Annotated in this window: 19 protein-coding genes and 1 pseudogene; 6 read left to right on the top strand and 14 right to left on the bottom strand. The window is 72.0% G+C overall.

All coding sequences use genetic code 11. The annotated features are described in order from the left end of the window. Window positions 1-56: 56 nt before the first annotated feature. On the bottom strand, window positions 57-683 hold the full coding sequence (locus tag ACFRU2_RS19545; RefSeq protein ID WP_382973568.1) for a TetR/AcrR family transcriptional regulator: 627 nt from the start codon (window positions 681-683) through the stop codon (window positions 57-59). Between the two features lie 153 nt (window positions 684-836). Between ACFRU2_RS19545 and ACFRU2_RS19540 the strand changes: the two genes are divergently transcribed. After that, window positions 837-2,294 carry an MFS transporter gene (locus tag ACFRU2_RS19540; RefSeq protein ID WP_382973566.1) on the top strand — a complete coding sequence of 486 codons (1,458 nt, stop codon included), beginning with the start codon at window positions 837-839 and terminating at the stop codon, window positions 2,292-2,294. Between the two features lie 53 nt (window positions 2,295-2,347). Here ACFRU2_RS19540 and ACFRU2_RS19535 read toward each other — a convergent pair whose 3' ends face one another. Both ACFRU2_RS19535 and ACFRU2_RS19530 read right to left on the bottom strand, forming a co-directional pair. After that, complete coding sequence (locus ACFRU2_RS19535; protein ID WP_382973564.1) at window positions 2,348-2,902, bottom strand: hypothetical protein; 555 nt, start codon at window positions 2,900-2,902, stop codon at window positions 2,348-2,350. Then, the gene (locus tag ACFRU2_RS19530; RefSeq protein WP_382974017.1) at window positions 2,892-4,088 is read right to left on the bottom strand and encodes a sensor histidine kinase; all 1,197 of its coding nucleotides are present in this window, start codon (window positions 4,086-4,088) and stop codon (window positions 2,892-2,894) included. Before ACFRU2_RS19530 ends, ACFRU2_RS19535 begins: the two co-directional genes overlap by 11 nt. A gap of 295 nt (window positions 4,089-4,383) precedes the next feature. On the opposite strand from ACFRU2_RS19530, the gene ACFRU2_RS19525 reads away from it, so the two are divergent. The 4 genes from ACFRU2_RS19525 (at window position 4,384) to ACFRU2_RS19510 (ending at window position 9,775) form a co-directional block, all read left to right on the top strand. Beyond that, a complete protein-coding gene (locus ACFRU2_RS19525; RefSeq protein WP_382973561.1) occupies window positions 4,384-4,962 on the top strand; it encodes a heme-binding protein in 579 nt (192 codons plus the stop codon). Between the two features lie 69 nt (window positions 4,963-5,031). Continuing rightward, on the top strand, window positions 5,032-5,628 hold the full coding sequence (locus ACFRU2_RS19520; protein WP_382973560.1) for an ankyrin repeat domain-containing protein: 597 nt from the start codon (window positions 5,032-5,034) through the stop codon (window positions 5,626-5,628). 282 nt (window positions 5,629-5,910) lie between these two features. After that, a complete protein-coding gene (locus ACFRU2_RS19515) occupies window positions 5,911-8,295 on the top strand; it encodes a proprotein convertase P-domain-containing protein (RefSeq protein ID WP_382973557.1) in 2,385 nt (794 codons plus the stop codon). A 145-nt stretch (window positions 8,296-8,440) separates the two neighbouring features. Then, window positions 8,441-9,775 (top strand): protein kinase, encoded by a 1,335-nt coding sequence (locus ACFRU2_RS19510; protein ID WP_382973554.1) that lies wholly within the window; start codon window positions 8,441-8,443, stop codon window positions 9,773-9,775. Here ACFRU2_RS19510 and ACFRU2_RS19505 read toward each other — a convergent pair. The 10 genes and pseudogenes from ACFRU2_RS19505 to ACFRU2_RS19460 all read right to left on the bottom strand — a co-directional run. After that, a pseudogene (locus ACFRU2_RS19505) lies at window positions 9,769-10,023 on the bottom strand (hypothetical protein); the annotation flags it as partial. The gene ACFRU2_RS19510 and the pseudogene ACFRU2_RS19505 overlap by 7 nt on opposite strands. Next, window positions 10,020-10,193 (bottom strand): hypothetical protein, encoded by a 174-nt coding sequence (locus ACFRU2_RS19500; protein WP_382973551.1) that lies wholly within the window; start codon window positions 10,191-10,193, stop codon window positions 10,020-10,022. The pseudogene ACFRU2_RS19505 and the gene ACFRU2_RS19500, both read right to left, overlap by 4 nt. 25 nt (window positions 10,194-10,218) lie before the next feature. After that, complete coding sequence (locus ACFRU2_RS19495; RefSeq protein ID WP_382973549.1) at window positions 10,219-10,659, bottom strand: hypothetical protein; 441 nt, start codon at window positions 10,657-10,659, stop codon at window positions 10,219-10,221. Between the two features lie 2 nt (window positions 10,660-10,661). Further along, window positions 10,662-15,329: a putative T7SS-secreted protein gene (locus ACFRU2_RS19490; RefSeq protein WP_382973546.1), complete on the bottom strand. Its 4,668-nt coding sequence runs from the start codon at window positions 15,327-15,329 to the stop codon at window positions 10,662-10,664. Continuing rightward, the gene (locus ACFRU2_RS19485; protein WP_382973544.1) at window positions 15,329-15,892 is read right to left on the bottom strand and encodes a hypothetical protein; all 564 of its coding nucleotides are present in this window, start codon (window positions 15,890-15,892) and stop codon (window positions 15,329-15,331) included. Before ACFRU2_RS19485 ends, ACFRU2_RS19490 begins: the two co-directional genes overlap by 1 nt. After that, window positions 15,892-16,302, bottom strand: coding sequence for an SseB family protein (locus ACFRU2_RS19480; RefSeq protein ID WP_382973543.1), 411 nt, complete (start codon window positions 16,300-16,302; stop codon window positions 15,892-15,894). Before ACFRU2_RS19480 ends, ACFRU2_RS19485 begins: the two co-directional genes overlap by 1 nt. 96 nt (window positions 16,303-16,398) lie before the next feature. Next, window positions 16,399-17,049, bottom strand: coding sequence for a thymidine kinase (locus ACFRU2_RS19475; RefSeq protein WP_382973541.1), 651 nt, complete (start codon window positions 17,047-17,049; stop codon window positions 16,399-16,401). A gap of 58 nt (window positions 17,050-17,107) precedes the next feature. Then, on the bottom strand, window positions 17,108-18,313 hold the full coding sequence (locus tag ACFRU2_RS19470) for an alkaline phosphatase family protein (RefSeq protein WP_382973539.1): 1,206 nt from the start codon (window positions 18,311-18,313) through the stop codon (window positions 17,108-17,110). Beyond that, on the bottom strand, window positions 18,313-18,909 hold the full coding sequence (locus ACFRU2_RS19465) for a DUF5998 family protein (RefSeq protein ID WP_250746479.1): 597 nt from the start codon (window positions 18,907-18,909) through the stop codon (window positions 18,313-18,315). Before ACFRU2_RS19465 ends, ACFRU2_RS19470 begins: the two co-directional genes overlap by 1 nt. 57 nt (window positions 18,910-18,966) lie before the next feature. Then, a complete protein-coding gene (locus tag ACFRU2_RS19460; protein ID WP_382973537.1) occupies window positions 18,967-21,915 on the bottom strand; it encodes a GNAT family N-acetyltransferase in 2,949 nt (982 codons plus the stop codon). Window positions 21,916-22,100: 185 nt separating this feature from the next. Here ACFRU2_RS19460 and ACFRU2_RS19455 point away from each other — a divergent pair, with 185 nt between their 5' ends. Then, window positions 22,101-22,382 (top strand): HPr family phosphocarrier protein, encoded by a 282-nt coding sequence (locus ACFRU2_RS19455; protein WP_250746483.1) that lies wholly within the window; start codon window positions 22,101-22,103, stop codon window positions 22,380-22,382. A 260-nt stretch (window positions 22,383-22,642) separates the two neighbouring features. Here the strand turns inward: ACFRU2_RS19455 and ACFRU2_RS19450 are convergent, their stop codons facing one another. Continuing rightward, the gene (locus tag ACFRU2_RS19450) at window positions 22,643-23,308 is read right to left on the bottom strand and encodes a GntR family transcriptional regulator (protein ID WP_382973534.1); all 666 of its coding nucleotides are present in this window, start codon (window positions 23,306-23,308) and stop codon (window positions 22,643-22,645) included. Window positions 23,309-23,433: the final 125 nt, after the last annotated feature.

Raw genomic sequence — 23,433 nt, 5'->3', positions numbered from 1 at the left:
ACGAACTGGGTTTCGTACGACCACTCTTGCCACGGGCGACGCCCCCGTACGGAGCGTCAGGAGGTCGGGGCCGCCCGCAGGATGGACGAGAGGGTGCGGTCCAGGATGTCGGGGACGTCCTTGACCTTGAGGTGCCGTGCGTCGGCCTCGGCGCCCGCCGCGTGCAGCAGGCTGTAGAAGGTGGTGACCAGCCAGGAGAGCGGCAGGTCGGTGCGGAACACGCCCTCCGCCTGGCCGCGGACCAGGACCCGTTCCACCCGCGCGAGGACCCTCTCGTGGTGCGCACGACGGCGGGCCGGCGTGATGACCCCTTCGGAGGCGGCGAGCAGGAACGCGTGGCGCTCCAGGATCCGCCAGCCGGACCGGACGAGGCGGGAGAACGCCTCGTCCGCCGGGCCCTCGTCGAGCCCCTGGGCCTGGAGGGCGGCGTCCGCCTGTCCGACGGAGTGGTCCAGTACCGCGTCGACCAGGGCCTCGCGGGACGGGAAGTGCGCGTACAGCGTGACCCGGCTGACCCCGGCCGCACTGGCGACGGCGGTCAGGCTCACGTTGGGGTCCTGTCGGAAGCAGTCGATCGCGGCGGCGACGATGGCCGCGATGCTCCGCTCCGCATCCGCCCGGCGGCGGGGTTCCTCCCGGCCTGCTGCAGGGGTGCGGCGGGCTTTCTGAGACGGCGTGGACATGGGTGGGAGCGTATGCCACCTCCTTCGCGGCACGCCAGGTCACTGCCTCCCCCGCGCGCCTGATTGCCCATCAACTTGAACAGCACTGTACAGAATACGGGCGGCGTGCCTACAGTAAACCTGACAGCACTGTTCAACTTAAGGGAGTGTGCGGTGAACCTGGAGAGTCATACCCGAGTACCGCCGGACCCGCGCCGGTGGCTGATCCTCGCGCTGCTGTGCACGGCACAGTTCATGCTCATCGTCGACGTCACCGTGGTGAACGTCGCACTGCCCACCATCGGCGCCGAACTGGGGCTGAACGCGGGTGCGCTGACCTGGGTCGTCACCGCTTACACGCTGTTCTTCGGCAGCCTGCTGCTGCTCGGCGGCCGACTCGGCGACCTGCTCGGCCGGCGCCGGATGTTCCTGGTGGGGCTCACGCTCTTCACCGCGGCCTCACTGGCCTCCGGCCTGGCCGAGAGCGGCGGCTTACTGATCACCGCTAGGGCCGTGCAGGGCATCGGCGCGGCCGTGATGTCGCCCGCGGCCATGGCGCTGATCACGACGGTGTTCCAAGGGCCCGAACGCAACCGGGCGCTCGGGGTCTGGGCCGCGATCGGCGCCACCGGCGCCGCCTTCGGCGTCCTGCTGGGCGGGGTGCTGGTGTCCGGTCCGGGCTGGGAGTCGATCTTCTTCGTCAACGTGCCGATCGGCCTCGCCGTCCTGGTGGCGGTTCCCGCCCTCGTCAAGGAGACGACGACCGCCGGACACGGACCCGGCCACGGCCACGGCCACGCCGCAGCCCCCACCGGGTTCGACCTGCCGGGCGCGCTGACGATGACGGCCACCCCCGCCCTGCTCATCTACGGCCTCGCCCGGGCCCGGGACAATGGATTCGGCGACATCGGCGCGCGGCTCCCGCTCCTGGGCGCGCTCGTCGGAGCCGTGCTGTTCGTCGTCGCGGAGCGCTCCGCCACCGCACCCCTGGTACGGCTTCCGTTCCTGGCCCGGCGCTCGCTCATCGGCGGCTGCCTGCTGATGCTCGCCGCGTCCGGGGTCCTGATCTCGGCGTTCTTCCTCTGCTCGCTCTACCTCCAGCACGTCCTCGGCTTCAGCGCCCTGCGCACCGGCCTGACGTTCCTGCCGGCCGCCCTGGCCACCCTCGTCGGCGCACACCTCGGCTCGCAGGCCGTGGCGCGGCTGGGATGGCGGGCGACCGCCGCCGGCGGCATGGCGGTCGCCGTGGCCGGGGCACTCCTGCTGACCGGCCTGGAGCGGGACGGCAACGCGTGGACCCAGGTCATGCCGGGCTTCGTCCTGCTCTCGTTCGGGCTGGGCATCGGCTTCGTCTGCGCCATCACCAGCTCCATGCACGGCGTCGAGCACGAGGACGCGGGGCTGGGCTCCGGCCTGGTCAACACCTGCCACGAACTGGGCGCGTCCCTGGGCATCGCCGTGATCGCGGCGGTGGCCGGCGCGAGCCTCGAGGGCACCACCCCGTCGGTCGACGGTTTCGGCAGCGCCTTCACCGCCTGCGCGGTCATCGCCGCCGCGGCGGCCGTGGCCGGCCTGACGCTGCTCCCCAAGGGGCTGCCCGACCCCTCGGCCGGGCCGGTGTTCGCCCACTGAAAGAGCCGACTCGAACCGTCGGTTCGCTCCGCCGGCACATCGTGGACAGCCGCTCACGGCCGTTCCTGCACCGCCAGGGCTTCCCCGACGCGCAGCGCACCCACACCGGACCCGACTAGGCAGACCTTCCCGTGGTGCATTGCGTCGAGCACCTCCCGGGGATGCCCGTACCACTCGATCTCCGTCAGTTCCACCGTTCCGTCCGCCGGCGACGGCAGCCGGTAGAGCGTCCCGATGGGTGCGGAGCCGTACAGGCTCCGCACCACGCACACGGCCCGTGAGGCGTCTGCGCTCTCGACCGAGACGATGAGGAGCCGGTGGGCATCAGCCCCCGTGCTCATGAGCCCTCCACCTCTCAGCCGCCTGGCGATGTCGATGTCGTTCCGGAGCGCGCTGAGACGGGGAAACGGCTCGCGGGCGGCGTCCAGCACGCAGACGTGGAGCTTGTCGCCGGCTTGCGGTGGCGCCACGTTCTCGTCCCGCCAGGACGGATGCTTCACCTGGTCGACGAACCCGAAGAGGCCGGCGGATCCGTCCACTTCCACCTTCGCGCCCACGGGAGCGACCGCGACCACCGTCACGTCGAGTTCTTGATGGTCATGGAACATCGATCGGGCCCTCCAAGCCGTCCCCATCGGCGAGCGGGACGGCAGCGGTCAGGACGGCGCCCTCTCCGGGGGCCGACTCGATGGTCAGGGTCCCGCCGAGCTGGCGTATCCGGGCCCGCATCGCCGGAACGCCGTGTCCGCGCACGCCCGACGGGGCCTCGGGGAGGGCGGTGGGGTCGAACCCGTGCCCATTGTCGGCCACGTCGAGGACGACCTGGTCGTCGAGCCGGGTGAGGGTGAGCGCGGCGGTGGTGGCGCCGGAGTGCTCCCGTACGTTGGCCAGCGCGCCCTGGGCGATGCGGAGCAGTGCGGACTGCACGCGTTCGGGCAGCGGGGCGGTCCGCCCGCCCGCGTCGATGTGGACGCGCACCGTGAGTCCGGCGCCGGATTCCCGTTCCGCGAGGGCGTGCAGCGCGGCGTCGAGGCCGCCGCCGTGGGCGAGGTCGGCGGGTGCGAGGTCGTGCACGAAGCGGCGGGCTTCGGCGAGGTTGAGCTCGGCGATGGACGTGGCAGAACGGACATGGCTACGGGCCTTGGCCGGGTCGGCGTCCCAGGTCCGGTCGGCGGCCTGGAGCAGCATCTGCTGGCTGGACAGGCCCTGGGCGAGCGTGTCGTGGATCTCCATGGACAGCCGTTGGCGTTCGGCGAGGGTGCCTTCCCGGCGCTCGGTGGCGGCGAGCTCGCGGCGGGTGCGGACGAGGTCGTCGATGAGGGCGTGCTGGCGGTCGGCTTGCCGCTGCATGTGGAGGAAGACGGCGGTGGTGAGCGCGGAGACGGCCGCCGGTCCGATCACCAGGTCGAGGTTGAAGCGGGGGGCCAGCGTCAGCTGCGCGAAGATCACGAGGAGGGTCAGGAACGCCACGAGGACGTACGCGGCGACGGGCGGCAGGGTGCGCAGCACGGAGTAGAAGAGGGGGACCGCGACCCACGCGAAGCTGGGCGCGAGGAGGACGAGGACGGCCCACGCGGTGACGACCATGCCCAGCCAGGCCAGCCGCGGGGCCGGAGGCCACGGCGCGCGGCCGCGGGCCTGGTGCGCCTTGACCTCGGTGGCGGGGCCCAGCAGGTAGAGGACGGCGAGCACCACGGCGAGGGCGATGACCCAGGGCGCGCGGGCTTCCTGGGTGTGCCGCTGGACGAAGCGGGCCATCGAGGTGCCGATCAGCACGAAGAAGGTGACGCGCATGACCAGCGCCAGCCACCGGTCGTCAGGATCGCTGCCGGAGCCGGCGGGGTCGCTGGGGTCGGGCCGCACGTGCACCTCTTGACATTGGGTCCCTGAACTGGACAAACAGTCACATTGTCGCCGAGTGGAACCGTGCCGGGGTCGACCGATCGGATGACCCGCGTGTCCCCCTCCTGCCCGCCGTACGCAGCCGCCCAGTCGACGGGTCGGGGCCGCCGCCGGGCCCAGGATGGATATCAGAGCGGGGCAGCCGGAACGGACGTCCCCCACACCCCTCATCAAGGAGTCGGTACACATGAAGCAGGTCAAGGTCTCCCAGCGCACCCGTGCGATCACCGGCGGCGCTCTGGTCGCGGCCCTCGCCCTCGGCGGCTTCGGCGCCTACGCCGCCAGCGCCGCTCCGGCCCAGGCCCCGGCCCCGGCCCCGGCCGCCCAGGCCGATGCGAAGACGGACGCCAAGAACAAGAACCTGACCGAGTCGACCCACCTGACCATCGACGCCGCCACGAAGGCCGCCCAGACGGCGCTCGACGCCGCGAAGAAGGAGAACCAGCGCGTCACCGTCGCGGTGGTGGACCGCAACGGCAACACCATCGTCACGCTCCGCGGCGACGGAGCCGGCCCGCAGTCCTACGATGCAGCCCAGCGCAAGGCCTACACCGCCGTGTCCTGGAACGCCCCGACCTCCGTACTGGCCGGCCGCCTCGCCCAGACGCCGACCCTGAAGGACATCCCCGGCACCCTCTTCCTCGGCGGCGGCGCCCCGGTCACCGCGAAGAACGCCCCCATCGCGGGCATCGGTGTCGCGGGCGCACCCTCCGGCGACCTGGACGAGAAGTTCGCCCAGGCCGGTGTCGCAGCGCTGAACAAGTAACCCTGCGGGACGAGTAGTCGTGCGAGCCTGACGGCGCGACTCACCCCGACCCACCCGAGGAGGACCCCCATGCCCGCTGCCGACCGAGGCCTGCTGGCCGCCGCCGACGAGGGCGACGCCGACGCCGTGCGCGCGGCACTCGCCGCCGGCGCCGACATCGAGGCCCGCGACGAACACCGCCGCACCCCGCTCCTGCTCGCAGCCCTCGGCGACCGCGTGGAGGCGGCCGAGGTCCTCGTCGCCGCCGGGGCCGACCCGAACGCCCAGGACGACCGCGACGACAGTGCCTGGCTGGTCACCGGTGTCACCGGCAGCGTCCGCATGATGCGCACCCTGCTCCCGGCCCGCCCCGACCTCACCCGGCGCAACCGTTTCGGCGGCATCTCCCTGATCCCCGCCGCCGAACGCGGCCACGTCGACTACGTGCGGGCCCTGCTCCGGGAAACCGACATCGACGTCGACCACGTCAACCGGCTCGGGTGGACCGCACTGCTCGAAGCCGTCATCCTCGGCGACGGCGGCCGCGCGCATCAGGAGATCGTGGAACTGCTCATCACCGCCGGCGCCACGGCGCACCTCCCGGACGGCGACGGCGTGACCGCGCTCGAACACGCGGAACGCCGCGGATTCACGCAGATCGCCGGCCTGCTGAGGTCCGTACGGTAGGAACGGCCACGGGACAGGCAAGGGACGGGCGAGGGGCGGGCAAGGGGCGGGGCGGACCTCGGCGGACGCGCCCGAGCACGCTCTGTCCTGTGTAGGACATGTCGATTCCAGGACACCCAGGAACCCTGGAACACCCCTTTCACCTGCGGCAATCTGATCGAGCAACCGGCGCCCCGGCCCCGTCCCCGCCCCGGGGCCCGAGCCACACGGTCGAGTTGCTCGTTCTGCCTCCCCTTGCCGCCGCGGCACCGCCCGCTCGGTGCCTACTTCCTGGAGCCTGTCTTGAAGAGATCTGCTGTGGCCGTCGCGATGGCCGCGGGCCTCCTGCTCGGCGCCCTGCCGGTGGGCCTGGTGCCCCTGGTCGGGGCGGCCCCGGCGGCGGCCGAAGAGGTCCCGGTGGACCCGGCTTTGGAGACCGGGACCGACGGCACCGGCACGGTCCGGGTGAACGTGGTGACCCAGACCCGCTCCGATGTGGCCGCGGCCGCCGCGGCGGGCGAGACGGAGGTGGCGTACGACCGGCTGCCGATGGTCACCCTCACGGTGGACCGGGCGGGGCTCACCGCACTCCGCTCCAACCCGGACGTGGTGAGCGTGACGGAGGACGTCCCGGTTCCCCCGATGCTCGACAACTCGACGATCCGGATCGGCGCGGACAAGGCGTTCGCCGGCGGTGCCACCGGGGCGGGCACCGCGGTCGCGGTGATCGACACCGGTGTCGCGAAGGGCCACCCCTTCCTGAGCGGCCGGGTGACGGCCGAGGCCTGCTTCTCGGTGAACGACGAGAGCTACGGCGCGACCAGCCTCTGCCCGAACGGCGGGACCGCCCAGGAGGGCACCGGCAGCGCCGACGCCGATGCCGGCAGCTGCGCGGAACTGGGCGCGGGCTGCTCACACGGCACCCACGTGGCGGGCATAGCCGCCGGCAACGGGACGGGCCTGAGCGGCGCCCCGAAGCGCGGGGTGGCCCCGGGCGCGAACATCGTGGCGATGCAGGTGTTCTCCCGCGTCAACTCCGACGCCTACTGCGGCGCCGGCAAGAGCCCCTGCGTACTGAGCTTCACCAGCTCTCAGATCAAGGCGCTGGAGAAGGTGTACGCGCTGAAGCAGTCCGGCATGGACATCGTGGCGGCCAACATGTCGCTGGGCGCCGGACGTTGGACCGCGGCCTGCAACACCGACCCCCGCAAGTCCGCGATCGACAGCCTGTACGCGGTGGGCGTGGCGACGGTGGTCGCGGCCGGCAACAACGGGTACGGCGACGCGGTCAACGCCCCCGGCTGCGTCCCGTCGGCGGTGACGGTCGGCGCGACGACCAACGACGACCAGGTGGCCACGTTCAGCAACCGCGGCCCGCTGCTGGACGTGATGGCGCCCGGCGCGGCCGTGGTGTCCTCGGTCCCGGGCGGCGGCTACGCGGCGAAGAGCGGCACCTCGATGGCGGCCCCGCACGTGGCGGGTTCCCTGGCGGTGCTGCGCCAGAAGTACCCGGCCAAGAGCATCGGGGACCTGGTGGCGATGCTGGGCACCACCGGTACGCCGATCACGTACACCGGGGCCGTCACCCCCCGGACCGACCTCGGCAAGGCCATCGGCGGCACGCCCGCCCCGGAGCCGGCGCCGGCCGCCCGGCCGCGTCCCTCCCAGGTCTTCGACGACACCGACCGGCCGATCCCGGACCCGGGCACCGTGGAGGCCCCGCTGACCGTCACCGGAGTGCCCGGCAACGCGCCCAAGGCGCTCCGGGTCGAGCTGGAGGGCACCCACTCCTGGCGCGGTGACCTCAAGATCGACCTGGTGGCCCCCGACGGGAAGCTGTACCGCCTGAAGTCCGCCTCCGGCACCGAGGGGGCCGGCGCGCTCGGCGGCTTCACCGTCGACGCCTCCGCCTCCCCCGCCTCCGGCACGTGGAAGCTGCAGGTGCAGGACACCTCGGCCGGCTCCACGGGCACCCTCCTCGGCTGGTCGCTGAACTTCCCCACGCCCTTCGCCATGACCGGCAACCTCAGCGTCCCGGACGGCGGTTCGGTCACCTCCGGCCTCACGGTGGCCGGCATCGGCGGGCAGGCCCCGGCCGCCCTCCAGGTCGCCGTGGACATCACCCACGAGTGGCGCGGCGACGTCCGGATCGACCTGCTCTCCCCGGACGGCCGGACCTACCCGCTGCGTTCGGCCTCCACCGCCGCCACCGAGAACGGCGGGGTGCTCCGCGAAACCTACCGGGTGGACGCCTCCGCCTCGCCCGCGGACGGCGCGTGGACGCTGAAGGTCTCCGACCCGTCCACCGGCGCCGTCGGCACCCTCAACGCCTGGTCGATGACGTTCCCCGCGTACGAGGTGCAGACCCCGCACTCGGTCCCCGACCCGGGCACCGTCGAGGTCCCGGTCACCGTCACCGGCATCGCGGGCAACGCGCCGAAGAACCTCCAGGTGTACGTGCACGCCACCCACAGCTGGCGCGGTGACCTGGACGTCAACCTGGTCGCCCCGGACGGCAAGGTGTACGTGGTCAAGGATTCCGTGGAGGACGAGGGCGAGGGCGTGATCCAGCAGATCTACACGGTGGACGCCTCCGCTTCCCCGGCGAGCGGGGTCTGGAAGCTCCGGGTCGAGGACATCTCGGCCGGCTCCGCCGGGACGCTCGACCACTGGACCCTGAAGTTCTGACCGGTCCCGACCGGACCACTCCGCACCACTCCCGAACCACTCCCGAACGCGCGGCCCCCGGCATCCCCCGCCGGGGGCCGCTGCTGCACCCCTGCATCCCTGCATCCCGCACACAATCCTTCCCACCTGTCCCTACCATCTGGGCATGGGGGATGACATGTTCGCGCCGGGCGGGTCCGTGGCCGACGGTCGCTACCGCATCGACGGGGTGCTCGGGAGCGGGGGCATGGCCACGGTCCACCGGGCCTGGGACACCTCGCTGTCCCGGCCCGTCGCGATCAAGACCTTGCTGGTGCGCCCGGAGGCGGACAGCGAGGCCGCGACCCGCTTCCAGCGCGAGGCCCGGGCCATGGCAGGGCTGGCGCACCCGCACGTGGTCACCGTGTACGACACCGGCGCCGAGCCGCAGGCGGACGGGCCGCCCGTACCGTACTTCGTCATGGAACTGGTGACGGGGCCGTCCCTCGCCGACTCGCTCCGCGAGCGGGGTGCGTTACCCGTCGCCGAGGCGGTGCGGATCGCGGACCAGGTGCTGGCAGCGCTGGAGGCCAGCCACGCCCGCGGGATGGTGCACCGGGACATCAAGCCCGCGAACGTCCTGCTCTCCGAGGACGGCACCGCGAAGGTCGCCGATTTCGGGATCGTCCGTGCGGGCGCGGGCGACGGCACCGCCCTGACCGGCACCGGCTTCACCATCGGCACACCGGAGTACATGTCTCCCGAGCAGATCCAAGGGCCGGCGGAGATCGACGGCCGGTCGGACCTGTACGCCGTCGGGTTGCTGCTGTTCGAGATGCTGACCGGCCTCCGGCCCTTCGCCGGGGCGAACCGGCTGACGATCGGCTACCACCACGTGCACGAGCCCCCGCCGACGCTCACGGCCGCAGGCCTACCGGGCCAACCCGGCCTGGAACGCATACTCACCGCCGCCCTGGCCAAGCTTCCCGAACACCGCCCCCGTGACGCCGCCACGATGCGCACCGCACTCACGGCGGCGGCTGCGCCCCACCCGGCCACGGAACTCTCCCACCCGGCCCCACTGGCCGAAACCCTGACCGCCGTGGCCGCCGCCCCGCAGTTCCTCGGCGCCCTCGCGCCCCCGCCCCGGCCCCCGTTCCCACCCACGCCGACGGCGACCGCCTGGCAGCCGCCGGGCCGCCCCCGCCGATGGCGCCTGCGCTTGCGCTTGCGGACACCCCGCTCCCTCTGGGTCAGGGCCCTGTTCCTCGTGGTCGCACTGCTGCTGGCCCTGCTGCACCTCGGGGAAGCGAGCTCGCTGAACGAGTCTCCCCGCCCGGTCGCGTTCCTCCTCGTCGGCATACCCGGGCTGCTCTGCACGTTCTACGGCCGGTCCCGCTCCCGAAAGGGGCCCTCCACCGGATGCCTGTACATGCTGTACGACACCCTCACCGGAGTCATCCTGGTCGGGCACGGCATAGCGGTGGTGTTTGCACTGACCACGCTCGGCTGGCCGGCATGAGGCACGACGGCGTCCACCGCCTTTCCCGGCCGCTGAACTCGGTTCCGGTCACGGCCGGTTCGGCCGTACAGATCCATGCCCTCCGGCGCCTCCACCGCCTCCGTCACCAGACCCAGACGGGAGGAGAGCTTGCCCTCCCCCGCCCGGTCGTCACGGGTGAAGATCACGCCCTGCAGGCCCCGCGCATCGCGGTTGTGGGCGATCTGGAGCGCCGGCGTGCTTTTGCCTGGGCATCCACCACGTTTCAGCTCGGTCCCTGCACCGCCAGGGCTTCCTCGGCACGCAGCGCACCCGCACCGGAACCAACGAGGCAGACCTTCCCGTGGTGCATTCCGTCCAGCACATCCCGGGAATGCCCGTATTCCAGCAGGGGGTCCATGTCCGCCTGGCTGATCCGACCGGGGACATGGATGCCCATGGGTACCGTGCCGTCTCGGCCCGGGTCACACGGGGCGGTCCTCGAAACGGTGGACGACGATCCAGTAGTCGTCATCCTCCTCGGTGAGGGCGCACAGCCTTCGGCCGTCCGGGGACATCGCGATGACCATGGAGCCGGCCCCGGGTACGAGGGCGGCGGAGAGCGCGGTGTGCGAGGTGCCACGCACCCGGACCCAGTCTCGATCGGCCCCCCGGACCAGGAAGCAGCCCTCGCCATCGATGACGGCAGCGGTCCGTGCGTGCTCCACCCACAGCCGGTCGGCCTCCGCCGGCGCCCCCGGCGCCGAGCGCGCCACGGTGGCCTGCGGGACCACCTCGACGTTGACGACGGCCTTGAAGGCCCGCGCGTACGAGGGCAGCCCCTCGGCGACGCCCTGCGCCACGACCTCCAGCCCGGCCTTCGCCAGCTGCGGCGCCGGCGCGCTCCCGCTCTGTTCGTCTGTCATCCTCAGCCACCGTTCTCGTAGAACAGGTGATGGTCGCCGCCTTCTTTGTTGATCTTGGCGTAGCGTTCCATCTCCTTGTAATTGCTGTTGTCCCAGCCGAAGTTGACGAATTGACCACCGTCGGGACGCTCACCCATGGCCTTCGGCATGCCCGCGTGGAAGTGCGGGCCCGCCGGATCGTGGGTGTGCTCCACGACCACGCGGGAACCTCCGCCGTTCTTGAGCTCGTACTGCCAGAAGGTACCCAGGTGGGAGGCGTTGTCGGAGTAGGTGTAGCCCTCGACATGCTTGAGACCGATGTCGTCGGTGACCTTCCAGGTGGCCCACAGGTCGTCCACGGCGGGGTCCACCCCGGCCAGCCTGTGCGCGGCCTCCCGGGCCTCCTCCCTGGTCTTGAACGGGTTGCTCTTCTCGCCCTTGGGCGGGCAGCCGTCCGGGGCCAGGCCCAGCGGATCGGCCCAGATGTGCGGGTTGACCACGTAGGTCGAAGGATTCGGCGCGGGGGCCAGGCCCAGCGGGTCGGGGCTGAGGTAGCGGGCCGTCAGCGGGTCGTAGTGACGGAAGACGTTGTAGTGCAGACCCGATTCCGGGTCGAAGTACTGACCCGGGAACCGCAGCGGGGTGTAGGCCGTCGCGTCCCGGTTCCAGGTGGTGCTCCCCCAGAGGGTGGAGCGGGTGCGCCAGGCGACGGCGCCCCGCTCGTCGACCAGCTCCGTCGGGGTGCCGACGAGATCCGTGACGATCGCGAAGAACCGCTGGTCGACCTCGCCCTGGTCCGCGGTGCGTATGCGTTCGGTCTGCGCCAGCGGATGAAGACCGCGGTGCTCCCAGGTGAGGGTCACTTCCCGGGCCGAGCCGGCCGTGCGCGTCGTCTGCTCGCACAGGGTCGAGCCGTCCCAGGTGAACACCACCTCCTCCGCGACCTCGCCGGCGTGCGTCAGCCGCTGCTTGGCCGTGCGCCGGCCCAGTTCGTCGTACCGATAGCGCCAACGGGTCCCGTCCGGCGTCCGCACGGCGACCAGTCGGTCCTGGCCGTCCCACTCGTAGCGCCAGGTGTCGGGCTTGCGCGAGAGCCGGGGCTCCTGCCGTAGTACGACGCGTCCCAGCGCGTCGTACTCGTAGCCGACCCGGCCCGCCCGGGTCAGCCGCGTCCCCTCGTAGGCGCGGAATCCGGTGGCGGACTCACCGCCCGGGTGGGACTCGGGCCAGGACGCCGACCGCTGGTTGCCCGCCTCGTCGTACGCGTAGCGCTCGGTCCACTGCGCCGCCCGCACGGCGATGACCCTTCCGGCCGGGTCCAACTCGAACCGCCGTCGGCCGCCGTGCGCGTCGTCGATCTCGACGAGCGATCCGTCGGGGCGGTAGGAGTACCCGCGGCGCTGGATCAACCTGCCGTCGTGACCGGTGACGGCCTGGTCCGCCAGCCGGCCCCGGTCGTCCCAGGTGCTGGAGAGGGTGAGGTGTTCGCCGATCCGCCGCACGAGCTCGCGGCCGGCCGTGTCGTACTCGAAGGTGATCGTGCGGCCGGAGGCCGTCATCTCACGGCAGTGGCCGGCCTCGTCGAAGCTCCACGCGCTCACGGATCCCGCCGGGGTGGTGCGCCCGGTGCGGCGGCCCAGCTCGTCGTGCTCGTACGTCAGCGTGCGCCCGTCGACGGTCTCCGAGCGCAGCCGGCCGGCGCTGTCGCGCAGGCGGGTCAGCTTGCTGTGCGGCCCCACCGCGTGGGCAAGCTTCCCGAACACGTCGTATTCCAGGGTGGTGACCACCCCGTCGCACTCCCTGCGGACGATCTGCCCGAGGTCGTTGCGGTGGTAGACGCTCTGCCCCAGGGCATTGGTCCGGCTCAGCAGCCCGCCCGCCGCGTCGTAGGCGTATGCCACGGTCCGGCCGTCGAAGTCGGTCTCGGCGATCAGCCGGCCCGCCGGATCGTAGGTGTACGACCAGTGCAGGCCCTGGGGGTTGGTGACCCGGGTGAGCTGGAGGTCGGAGTCGTGTTCGAAGGCGTGGCGCACCCCGTCGGGCCCGGTACGCGCCACCAGGAGGTCGAAGTCGCCGTACTCGTAAGAGGTGACACCGCCCAGGCCATCGGTGTGGCGCACGCAGTTGCCCTCGCCGTCGTACTCCCAGGCCTGCTCGGTGCCGTCCGGTTCGGTTCGGCGCAGCAGACGGCCCTCGGCACTCCAGGTGAGTCGGGCCGTGTTGCCGAGCGGGTCCGTGACGGCCACGGGGCGTCCGAAGGCATCGCGCCGGTAGCGGGTCACGGCTCCCAGCGGGTCCGTGATCCGCAGCGGCAGTCCGGCACGGTCGCACAGGATGGCGGTGGTGCGGCCGAGCGCGTCGGTCAGCGACGCCAGGTTCCCCCGCTCGTCGTAGGTGAAGGTGGTCGCGCTGCGGGCGCTGTCCGTCGCGGAGGTGATGTTGCCGCGCTCGTCGTAGGTTCGGCGGACCGTGGTGCCGTCGTGGCGGGTGAGGTGGGTCGGGCCTCCGTGACCGCCGTACCGGGCGGTCGCCTCTCGGCCGTCCGGCCGGATCAGGGAGACCAGTCGGCCGTCCTCGTCGTACGCCATGCGACTGCAGCGGCCGAGGGGATCCGTCCGGGAGACCAGTCGGTTGAACCGGTCATAGGCGAAGCGGGTGACGGATCCGTTGGCGTCGGTCTCGGCCACGATCTGGGCCCGCTCGTTGACCTCGTACCGGCGTCGGTGTCCGAGGGCGTTGACGACGGTGGTGACGCTGTCGCCGTACTCGAACCGGGCGTTGAGGTGCCCGTTGGTGCCGGACTGGGCGACGCAGCGGTCGCGGTCGTCGTAGACGTAGTCGAAGTGGCGGTCGTTGGTGTCGGTCCAGGAGATGATCCGGCCATGGTCGTCGTAGCCGAACCGAAAGGGCAGGCCCGAGGAGTTGGTGACCTCGCAGAGGTGGCCGTCGGTGTAGCCGTAGCGCAGGATCTCGGTCCCGTCGGCCAGGGCGAGCCGGGTGATCCTGCCCGCGGTGGCGGTCAGCTTCAGGTGGTAGCCGCCGCTGTGGACCACCTCCTGAGGGGCGCCGTCCTCGTCATGGGCGAAGGAGACGTGGTTGCCGTTGCGGTCGTCGATCTGCACCAGGAGCGCCAGCTGGTCGTTGTGGACGGCGAAATGCCATACACGGCCGCTGCGGGGGTCGGTGATGTGGTACCCGGCGCCGTCGGCGTCCCGGGAGAGCGGCCAGCGGTGGCCGTGCGTGGGGTGGACGGGGACGCCGGGCGCCGGATGCGGGTAGGCCAGGACACTGGAGTCCTCCCGCACGAAGACGATGCCCTCGGCATCGATCTCCAGCCGCTGGTCAATGGTGCTGGCCCAGGCCGGGCCGAACCACCGGCCGGCCCGGTAGGAGGACTCGAAGGTCCGCTCGAAGAGGAGCGGCAGGGTTCCGGGTAGGGCCACGTCGGTCTGGGTGAGGATCATGCGGCCGGTCGCGACGTCGACCGGGTCCTCCTCGCACGTCTTGTCCTTGGACGAGTCGCGGGAGGAGCTGTCCGGGCCGTCCTTTTCAAGGTGACTGCGGCCCAGCCCCTTGGCATCGTCGGCGTGTTTGGCGGCGGAGCCGACCTTCTTCAGCGCACCGAGCCCCTTGGAACCGATGAGTTCCGGGATCATCTTGCCGATGCCCTCGGAGGGGTCCTTCATGAACTCGTCGAGCATCTGCTTGCCCGCCCCGAGCGGGTCGTTGGCCATGGTGACCAGACCCGCGGCCGTCGAGTTCAGGTTCGTCACGTACTCGGCCGGATGCGTCAGGTTGTACGGGTCCATCGGGTTGAGCGCCCGCGCGAAGTTCACGATCCCCGCCGTGCCCTTGAACACACCACCCGCAAGGTGCGTCTTGGCGAGATCCATGTAATCCATGCCGTCACCGAGCTGCTTCGCGTACGAAGGCTTCGGCGGAGCAGCGTCCCGCGCCGCCCGCACCGCCGTACGGACCGTCTCCGCCACGTCGTTGCGCTGCTTGCGGGCGCTATCGAGCTTGTCCTGCGCGGCCGTCGCGATCGCGGTCCCCGGATCGGTGAAGTTCTCCGAGGGGCGGGGCGGCAGCGGATCCTGCTTCGCCTTCAGCGCAGTGTTGTAGGTGTCGACCAGCTTGTTGTGCGCGGTGCGGGCCTCGGTGGAGACCTTCTTCGCCCGGTTGTACTCCTCCAGCGCTTCCTTGGCCTGGCCCTGCGCCCATTCCACGGTCTCCGCGAACCGGCCCATCGCGTCGGCGGCCTTCCCGAAGGCCTCGGCCGCCTTGAACCAGCGCGGTGGCTCCTTCGCCACCGACTCCCGGAACGCATCGGCCGCCTTGCCCTTCAGGCCGTCCGGCTCTCCCATCCCCTTCAGGCCGTTGCCGACCTTGTCGAAGGAGGCCTTGAAGTCGTTCAGGTGGGACACCTGCGCCCGGATCTTCGACACGCTGCCGTAGACCAGCCGGTTCGGGTCCTCGGTCTGCCCAAGCTCCAACTCCGCAACATCCGCGCCGAGCTGGTTGGCAGCCGAGCGGCTCTTGTCCCGGATCCAGTCCCCGGCGTCGTCCAGGCCGACGTCCTCGGCGAAGTCGGCCGTCTTGTCACCGGCCCACTCGACCGCGTCACCGACCTTCTCCGCACCCTTCTCGACACCGTCCTCGATGACGTCCGGTACGAAGTCCCGCCAGCCCATCAGTGACCGCCCCCGTCACGCTTCGCCTGCTCCAACAAGTCCTTGAGCGAACCGATCTTCCCGCTGGAGGTCAGCTGGTCCCCCGTGTCCGACCAGGTCTGCTTCATCTCCTCGGCACTCTTCTCGAAGGACTCCGCGCTGTAATCGGGCTTGTAGGCGTCCGCGGAGAAGATGTCACCCCAGGACTTCTGCTCGATCTCGTCCTCGGAGGCGTGCGGATTGCCGTACGCCGCGTTCGCGACCACCTTGAAGGTGCCGTGGAGGTACTGCTCCTCCTCCCACACCGTGCCTGCCGCGATCCCCAACGACCCGGCGAGGGTGCTCGCGTTCTGCACGAGGGCGCGAACACCCCACTCCCAGCGCTCGCAGAAATCCTCGAAGTCCGTGGCGAGCCCGGCGTGGCCGGCCTCCATCCCCGTCATCGACAGGTTCTCGAACCCCGCACCCATCGAAGCGCCGGCCGCGTCCCCCGACTCCCGCAGCTCCCCGATCGCCGCCCGCAGCCCGTCCTGGATGTTCTTGACCGCCGCCGGCGAAACCTCAAGATCCCCGCTACCCGCCATCAGGCAGCCACCCCGCCGTCAGTGAGATCCACGGCGCTGCCGTCCGGAACGATCCCCGCGACCGGCGGGAAGAACATCGACCCGTCCCCGTCGGCGACGTTCACCACCACACCCGCCGGACCGTCCGCCAACGGAACCACCGCGTCCACCAGCCGCGCACCCAGCACCGAGAGGAACTCCCACTCCCGGCCGGACTCCGCCTCACCCCGCGCCACCGCGAACCGGGCCAGCGCCTCCTCATCCGTAAACGCGTAGATCCAGCGGATGCCGCCGGACACGGCCGACATCAGACCGCCGTCGGGGCCGTCGGCCAGCGGAACCAGCAGGGCAGCCCGCCGGAACTCCCCCACCAGACGTCCGGGATCACCCGCCCCGTTCCGTATAGCCGCGATCTCTGCGGTCAGTTCCATGGGCTGCATCCCTCCAGTGCCGGTCAGCATCTAGGAAGAACACGCTATCGGGGACCCCATCGGTTCCCTCAGGCCCCCTGAGGCCCTGGAGCCCTGTCAGGCGTGGTTGACCGGGAGGACGTCCGGGGAGAGGGCGCCGGCGTGGGCGGCGGCCGAGGTCATGCGCCTGCGGTGGTGGCGGCGGCAGAGGACCTCGTAGCCGATCTCCTCCGCCGGGCGGTTCACGTCGCCGACCACCACCTGGGCGCCCTCGACCACCATCTCCCCGCCCACCGTGCGGGCATTGTGCGTGGCACGGGCCCCGCACCAGCACAGGGCCTCCACCTGGAGCTGCTCCAAGCGGTCCGCCAGCTCGATCAGGCGCTGCGAGCCGGGGAAGAGCTTCGTACGGAAGTCCGTAGTAATGCCGAAGGCGAAGACGTCCATGTCGAGGTCGTCCACGATGCGCGCCAGCTGGTCGATCTGGACAGGCGCCAGGAACTGGGCCTCGTCCACGATCACGTAGTCCACTCTGCCGCCCGCCGACAGCTGGGCGACGAGGTACGCGTACAGGTCCATGCCCTCCGGCGCCTCGACCGCCTCCGTCACCAGACCCAGACGGGACGAGAGCTTGCCCTCCCCCGCCCGGTCGTCACGGGTGAAGATCACGCCCTGCAGGCCCCGCGCATCGCGGTTGTGGGCGATCTGGAGCGCCAGCGTGCTCTTTCCGCAGTCCATCGTTCCGGAGAAGAACACCAGCTCGGGCATGGGGAGTACAGCGCCTTTCGAAGGGAGGGTGAGGGGAGGCGGGGCGGCGGCGGGAGCGTCAGGAGCGGATTTCGAGCAGCGGGACGAGCTGCTCGGCCGGGGTCATCGAGCCGTGCATGCCCGCGAGGGCCGACTCGTTGGGCTCGGCCCGCGAGGCGGTGATCGCCACGTCTGCCTGGGCGGCCGCGATCACGTCGCCGATGCGGCCCAGGACCCGCTCGTCGCATGCGCCCGGCGCCCCGAACCAGCCCAGGTCCAGGGCTTCCGCGCGGCTCGCGACCCAGAAGCGGTCACCGAGCACCTCGCGCCAGACGGTCAGCACGTCGGCCTCGGCGCCCGGTACGGCGTACACGTGCCGGGCCCGGCCCTCGCCGCCCAGCAGGGCCACGCCCGCGCCGAGTTCCCAGTCGTCGTCGTAGTCGATGCGGGAGTCCTCGTCGAAGGGGACGTCCACCATGCCGTGGTCGGCCGTCACGTAGAGGGCCGTGCGCGGCGGGAGTTGCTCGGCCAGGCGCTGGACGAGGCGGTCCACGTACATCAGCTGGCCGCGCCAGGCGTCGGAGTCGACGCCGTGCCGGTGGCCGGCCCCGTCGAGCTCGCTGTAGTACGTGTAGACCAGGGAGCGGTCGCCCGCCCCGAGGCGCTCGGCCGCGAGGTCCATGCGCTCCTCGCCGGTCATCCGGCCGAGGAAGGTGCCGCCGCTCAGCGCGACCTTGGTGAGCGGGGTGGTCTGGAAGGCGGGCGAGGACACCTGCGCCGTGGCCACTCCGGCCGCGTCCGCCTGCTGGAAGACGGTCGGGTACGGCTGCCAGGGCTTGGGCGAGGTCCACGGGTGCCAGCGGAGCTGGTTCATCAGTTCGCCGGTGGCCGGATTGCGCACGGTGTAGCCGGGCAGGCCGTGCCGCGCGGGCGGCAGGCCGGTGCCGACGGAGGCCAGCGAGGTGGCGGTGGTCGCCGGGAAGCCCGCGGTGATCGGGCGGCCGGTGCCGCCGCGCGAGCTGCCGAGCAGCGAGGTGAGGTACGGGGCCTCGTCCGGGTGGGCCTTGATCTGCTCCCAGCCCATGCCGTCGACCAGGAACACGCAGTTCCGGTCGGCCGGGGTCAGCTCGGCGATGGAGGCCTCGAAGCCGGGTACGCCCTGGCCGGCCACGAGGGTGGGCAGCAGGTCGGCGAGCGAGCCGGTGCCGTAGTGCGGCACCGGGGCGCCTGCCAGGTCCAGCAGCTCGGGCTCGTCCTGCCAGCTCTGCGCGGCGGAGTACGCCATCAGCGGGCGGGGGTGGAGGTGGCCGCGGTCGCTTCGCTGAGTGCCTGCGCGAAGACCAGGGTCTGGCGGACCGCCTCGGGACCGTCGCCGGCCTCGCTGACGCGCAGGCTGAGGTCGTCGGCGGTGGAGTTGCCGGTGTAGCCGTGGTCGGCGTCGCAGTTGGCGTCGCCGCAGGCGGCGGGCTCCAGGTCGATGCGCGAGACCGCGCCCCAGCCGATGGTCAGGACGACCTCGCGGGGCAGCGTGCCCGGGGTGTAGGACTCCGGGTTGGCCACGACGCGGCTGAGCACCACGGAGGAGATGCTGGCCAGCTTGACCGACTCGGTGGAGGTGGTCGCGTACGGCGACGGGGAACCGGCGTCGGCGGCCTGCTCGTCGGTGTGGCTGACGATGAAGCGGTTGCCGGTCAGGACCAGCACGGTGACGTGCCGGCGCACCTCGTTGGAGTCGAAGGTCGTCTCCTGGTGGACCAGGTACGACGAAATCGGCTCGCCGCCCACCGCGGCCTCCACGGCCTCGGCCACGAGGGCCGGGTAGTAGCCGCTGCGCTCGATCGCCGTGCGCAGCCCCTGGGTCGTCGTACCGGATTTCGCCATGAGGTCCATCCTAAGGCCCGTAAGGGGCACCTCGGCCGCCCTGGTGCCCGCCGGACCTCAGTAGCTGGGCAGGGTCCGCGGGCCGAGGTCTCCGCGGGCGGGCGGGTGGGCGACGCGGACCGTCGCGCTGAGCACGGACAGGCCCTCGGTGGCGACGACGACGGGCTCCAGGGCGACGCCGACGACCTCGGGGTGGTCGTCGACGAGGCGGGAGAGGCGCAGGAGCAGTTCCTCCAGGGCGGGGGTGTCCACGGGGTCGCTGCCGCGCCAGCCGAAGAGCAGCGGGGCGGTGCGGATCGAGCGGATCAGGCTCGCCGCGTCCTTGTCCGTGGCGGGAACCAGCCGGTGGGCGGTGTCGCCGAGGAGTTCGGAGGCGACCCCGGAGAGCCCGAAGGACAGGACGGCGCCGGCGGCGGGGTCGATGACGGAGCGGATGACGGTGTCGACGCCCCGCGGGACCATCGACTGGACCACGGGGAGCAGCTCCTGCGGTTTGCCCAGCGCGTGGGTGAGCTCCTCGTACGAGCGGCGCAGCTCGGCCTCGGTGGTGAGGTCGAGGCGGACCCCGCCGAGGTCGGCGCGGTGGCGCAGGTGCGGGGCGGTGGTCTTGAGCGCCACGGGGTAGCCGAGGACCCGGGCGGCGCGGACCGCGGCGTCGGCGCTGGGGGCCGGGAGCGTGGAGAGCACCCGGATCCCGTAGCGGGCGAGCAGCTCGCGGGCATCGGGGTCGTCCAGGGTGGCCACCTCCTCCTCCCCCACACCGGCCAGCAGGCGGGAGAGCTGCCCGGCGGCCCCGCTCTCGTCGATGTCCTCGAACTCGGGCACCTGCCCGACCTCGGCGACGCCCCGGCGCCACTGTCCGTACCGCACGGCTTCGGCGACGGCCTTGACGGCCCGCTCGGCGGCGGGATAGCTCGGGATCCGGGCGGTTCCGGGAGCGGGCACGGCCGCGCTCCCCGCACCCTCGGCTGCCGGCTCCGGCCGGAAGGGCGCCGCCGCGGCGGCGGGCACGGCCTCGGGCTCGGCGTCGGAGGCGGGCACGGCGTCGGAGGCGGGCGCGGCATCGGAGGCGGACACCGCGTCGGAGGCGGACCCGGAGCCCAGGGCTGCCAGAGCCGTCGCGGGCGTCGGCAGCGTGGCGGGCAGTGCGTCCGCGAGGTCCGTCGCGGCGGTCGGCGCCGTGGCCGCGGAGAGCGCCTCCGCGAGGGCGCCCAGCTCCACGTGGACCACCGCCACCGGCTTGCCGGGGTGCGCGGCGGCGGCCGCCCGCAGGGCCTCCGCCAGGTCGTCGGCGAGCGCGTGCTCGCTCACCCAGGGGATCGCGGTGACGACGACGGCGTCGGTGTCCGGCGAGGCCAGCGCGGCGGAGACGGCCGTACGGAAGTCCTCCGGCGAGGCGGCCGTGGTCAGGTCGAGCGGCGGCAGCGGCCGCAGCCCCTCGGTCAGGCAGGCGTCGTAGGTGAGGACCCCGAGCGATTCGGAGTTGCCGAGGATGGCCACCCGCGGGCCGGCCGGTACGGGCTGCGAGGCCAGCAGCAGGCCGACGTCCACCAGCTCGGTCACCGTGTCGACCCGGATGACGCCGGCCTGCCGCAGCAGCTCCGAGACCGTCGCCTCGGGCAGCCGGGTGCCGGGGACCACGTGTCCGGCCGGGGTGTGCCGGCCTCCCTTGGCGACGACCACGGGCTTGACGGCCGCGGTGCGCCGGGCGAGCCGGGTGAACTTCCTCGGGTTGCCCAGGGTCTCCAGGTACATGAGCGCGACGTCGGTCGCCTCGTCGTCGTACCAGTACTGGAGGATGTCGTTCCCGGAGACGTCGGCCCGGTTCCCGGCGGAGACGAAGGAGGACAGCCCCTCCCCGCGCCGGAGCAGCCCGGAGAGCAGCGCGATGCCGATCGCCCCGGACTGGGTGAAGAGGCCGACCCTTCCCCGCGCGGGGGCCGGAGCGGGGGCCAGGGAGGCGTTCAGCTCCACCTCGGGGGCCGTGTTGATCACCCCGAAGGCGTTCGGTCCGATCAGCCGCATCCCGTACGAGCGCACCTGGCGCACCAGTTCGCGCTGGCGGGCCATGCCCTCGGGCCCGCTCTCCCCGTATCCGGCGGACAGCACGACCAGCCCCTGCACCCCGTGTTCACCGCAGGCGGCCACCGCGTCCGGGACCCGGTCCGCCGGGACCGCGATGACGGCGAGGTCGACCGGGGCGCCGACGGCGCCGAGCGTGGGGTAGGCCCGTACGCCGTCGAGCAGATCCCGGGTGACCGCCTCGTTGACGGCGTAGAGGTGGCCGTGGAAGCCGCTGTCGCGCAGGTTGCGCAGGGCCGCCGCGCCCACGCCCGCGAGGGAGCGGCTGACGCCGATCACCGCCACCGAGCCGGGGGACAGCAGCCGCTGGACGGAGCGGGCCTCGGCACGCTGTTCGCGGGCGCGCTGGACGGCGAGGGACTCGGCGGTCGGTTCGAGGTCGAGGGTGAGGTGGACGGAGCCGTCTTCGAAGCTGCGCTTCTGCTGGTAGCCGGCGTCGGTGAACACCTTGATCATCTTGCTGTTGGCCGGCAGCACCTCGGCCGCGAAGCGGCGGATCCCGCGTTCGCGGGCCACCGCGCCGATGTGTTCGAGCAGGGCGGAGGCGACTCCGCGTCCCTGGTGGGCGTCCTGGACGAGGAAGGCGACCTCGGCCTCGTCGGAGGGCCCGGTGGCCGAGCGGCCGTCGGCGCCGATCCGGTCGTAGCGGACGGTGGCGATGAACTCGCCGCCGATCGTCGCGGCGAGGCCGACCCGGTCCACGTAGTCGTGGTGCGTGAAGCGGTGCACGTCGCGGTCGGAGAGCCGGGGGTAGGGAGCGAAGAACCGGTAGTACTTGGACTCGTCCGAGACCTGCTCGTAGAAGCTGACGAGCCGGCCCGCGTCGTCGGTGGTGATGGGCCGGATCCGGGCGGTGCCGCCGTCCCGAAGGACGACGTCGGCTTCCCAGTGATCCGGGTACGAGGGGTCGGACGCGGTCGTCATGGGGTCACCTTAAGGCTCGAACGCTTCGAGTGGCCTGGGCGCGGCGCATCGGGCAAGCTGGCTCGAATAAGGGCAAGCTGGGGTAGGTCGAACGGCGGGAAAGTCGGGCCGAAGGTCGGTTCGACCATTCCGGACGCCGTGAGAGACTGGTCTAGACAACCCGTAAGAACCTGAAGGGCATCACCATGGCAGAGCGCCGCGTCAACGTCGGCTGGGCCGAGGGCCTGCACGCTCGTCCCGCCTCGATCTTCGTCCGCGCGACGACCGCTTCCGGCGTCCCGGTGACCATCGCGAAGGCCGGCGGCGACCCCGTCAACGCCGCCTCCATGCTGGCGGTCCTGGGCCTGGGCGCCCAGGGCGGCGAGGAGATCGTCCTCTCGTCCGAGGCCGACGGCGCCGAGGCCGCACTGGACCGCCTCGCGAAGCTGGTCGCCGAGGGCCTCGAGGAGCTCCCCGAGACCGTCTGACCCCTTCGGGTTCGACCCGCAGGACTTGCTGCACTTGCACGACGAAGCCGTTGCCCCCGACCACCACGGTCGAGGGCAACGGCTTCGCTGCTTTCCGCACGGGAGTCCGGCCGGACATACCTGCGCCGCCATTGCGGCGCACTCCATTCCGGCGCACCCCATTCCGGCGGCCGGAATTCAGGCAGGAATAACGTGCGAGACGCCGGGCACGCGAGCCGAATTATCCGGCCCGGATATCCCTCCTTTGTATACGGCGTTTGTTAATGCGGAACGCTTGCCGTGTTTACGGCAGGTTGCAAAGTCCTCACGCGCATCCGGTGGGCCCCCGCCGCCCGGTCCACGTGCGCCGCGGTCAGCGCCCGCGCCCGCTCGGCATCACCCCGGGCCACCGCGTCCACGATCGCGCCGTGCTCCACCCAGGACTCCACGGGCCGCACCGGGGCCTCCACCACGTACATCCAGGCCACCTTGTGGCGCATCTGGGTGAGCAGTGCGATGAGCCCGGGACTGCCCGAGGCCTGGGAGAGCGTCTCGTGGAACCAGCCGCCCAGGGACCGCAGGTCCTCTCCCTGCCCCCTCCTGGCCCGCTCCTGGCCCAGCCTGACCAGGCCGCGCAGCACCTTGAGGTGGGCCTCGCTGCGCCGCCGGGCCGCCCGGGCGGCCGCGAGGGGCTCCAGGAGCATCCGCAGCTCCAGGAGGTCGGCGGCCTCCTGTTCGGTCGGCTCGGCCACGCAGGCACCCGCGTGCCGGCGGGTGGTCACGAACCCCTCGGACTCCAGCGTGCGCAGCGCCTCGCGCACCGGGACGCGCGAGACCCCGTACCGGCGGGCCAGCACCTCCTCGGTCAGCCGGGCGCCGGGCCCGAACACCCCGGAGACGATGTCGTCGCGGATCGCTGTGCATACCGTGTGCGCGGGAATACGCAAGACCGGACCTCCGCCTTTTTCGTATGGCTGTGCGCGTTGCGACTCTATTGCAACACACGATAATTTCCGAGGACGGCCGGAAATACGAAACATTCACACATCGCGCAGCGCGAAGTACCCGGCAC

The sequence above is a fragment of the Streptomyces sp. NPDC056883 genome, from assembly GCF_042788835.1.
GTDB classification, from domain to species: domain Bacteria; phylum Actinomycetota; class Actinomycetes; order Streptomycetales; family Streptomycetaceae; genus Streptomyces; species Streptomyces stoeckheimensis.
This window is presented reverse-complemented; position numbering and strand designations above follow the sequence as displayed.

Bases quoted from the DNA above. Each gene is read 5' to 3' on its own strand.
- ACFRU2_RS19510 (WP_382973554.1), top strand. From the start codon at position 8,441: ATGGGGGATGACATGTTCGCGCCGGGCGGGTCCGTGGCCGACGGTCGC.
- ACFRU2_RS19520 (WP_382973560.1), top strand. From the start codon at position 5,032: ATGCCCGCTGCCGACCGAGGCCTGCTGGCCGCCGCCGACGAGGGCGAC.
- ACFRU2_RS19545 (WP_382973568.1), bottom strand. From the start codon at position 683: ATGTCCACGCCGTCTCAGAAAGCCCGCCGCACCCCTGCAGCAGGCCGG.
- ACFRU2_RS19490 (WP_382973546.1), bottom strand. From the start codon at position 15,329: ATGGGCTGGCGGGACTTCGTACCGGACGTCATCGAGGACGGTGTCGAG.
- ACFRU2_RS19460 (WP_382973537.1), bottom strand. From the start codon at position 21,915: ATGACGACCGCGTCCGACCCCTCGTACCCGGATCACTGGGAAGCCGAC.
- ACFRU2_RS19535 (WP_382973564.1), bottom strand. From the start codon at position 2,902: ATGTTCCATGACCATCAAGAACTCGACGTGACGGTGGTCGCGGTCGCT.
- ACFRU2_RS19455 (WP_250746483.1), top strand. From the start codon at position 22,101: ATGGCAGAGCGCCGCGTCAACGTCGGCTGGGCCGAGGGCCTGCACGCT.
- ACFRU2_RS19465 (WP_250746479.1), bottom strand. From the start codon at position 18,909: ATGGCGAAATCCGGTACGACGACCCAGGGGCTGCGCACGGCGATCGAG.
- ACFRU2_RS19485 (WP_382973544.1), bottom strand. From the start codon at position 15,892: ATGGCGGGTAGCGGGGATCTTGAGGTTTCGCCGGCGGCGGTCAAGAAC.
- ACFRU2_RS19480 (WP_382973543.1), bottom strand. From the start codon at position 16,302: ATGGAACTGACCGCAGAGATCGCGGCTATACGGAACGGGGCGGGTGAT.
- ACFRU2_RS19500 (WP_382973551.1), bottom strand. From the start codon at position 10,193: ATGGGCATCCATGTCCCCGGTCGGATCAGCCAGGCGGACATGGACCCC.
- ACFRU2_RS19475 (WP_382973541.1), bottom strand. From the start codon at position 17,049: ATGCCCGAGCTGGTGTTCTTCTCCGGAACGATGGACTGCGGAAAGAGC.
- ACFRU2_RS19530 (WP_382974017.1), bottom strand. From the start codon at position 4,088: ATGCGCGTCACCTTCTTCGTGCTGATCGGCACCTCGATGGCCCGCTTC.
- ACFRU2_RS19495 (WP_382973549.1), bottom strand. From the start codon at position 10,659: ATGACAGACGAACAGAGCGGGAGCGCGCCGGCGCCGCAGCTGGCGAAG.
- ACFRU2_RS19525 (WP_382973561.1), top strand. From the start codon at position 4,384: ATGAAGCAGGTCAAGGTCTCCCAGCGCACCCGTGCGATCACCGGCGGC.
- ACFRU2_RS19470 (WP_382973539.1), bottom strand. From the start codon at position 18,313: ATGGCGTACTCCGCCGCGCAGAGCTGGCAGGACGAGCCCGAGCTGCTG.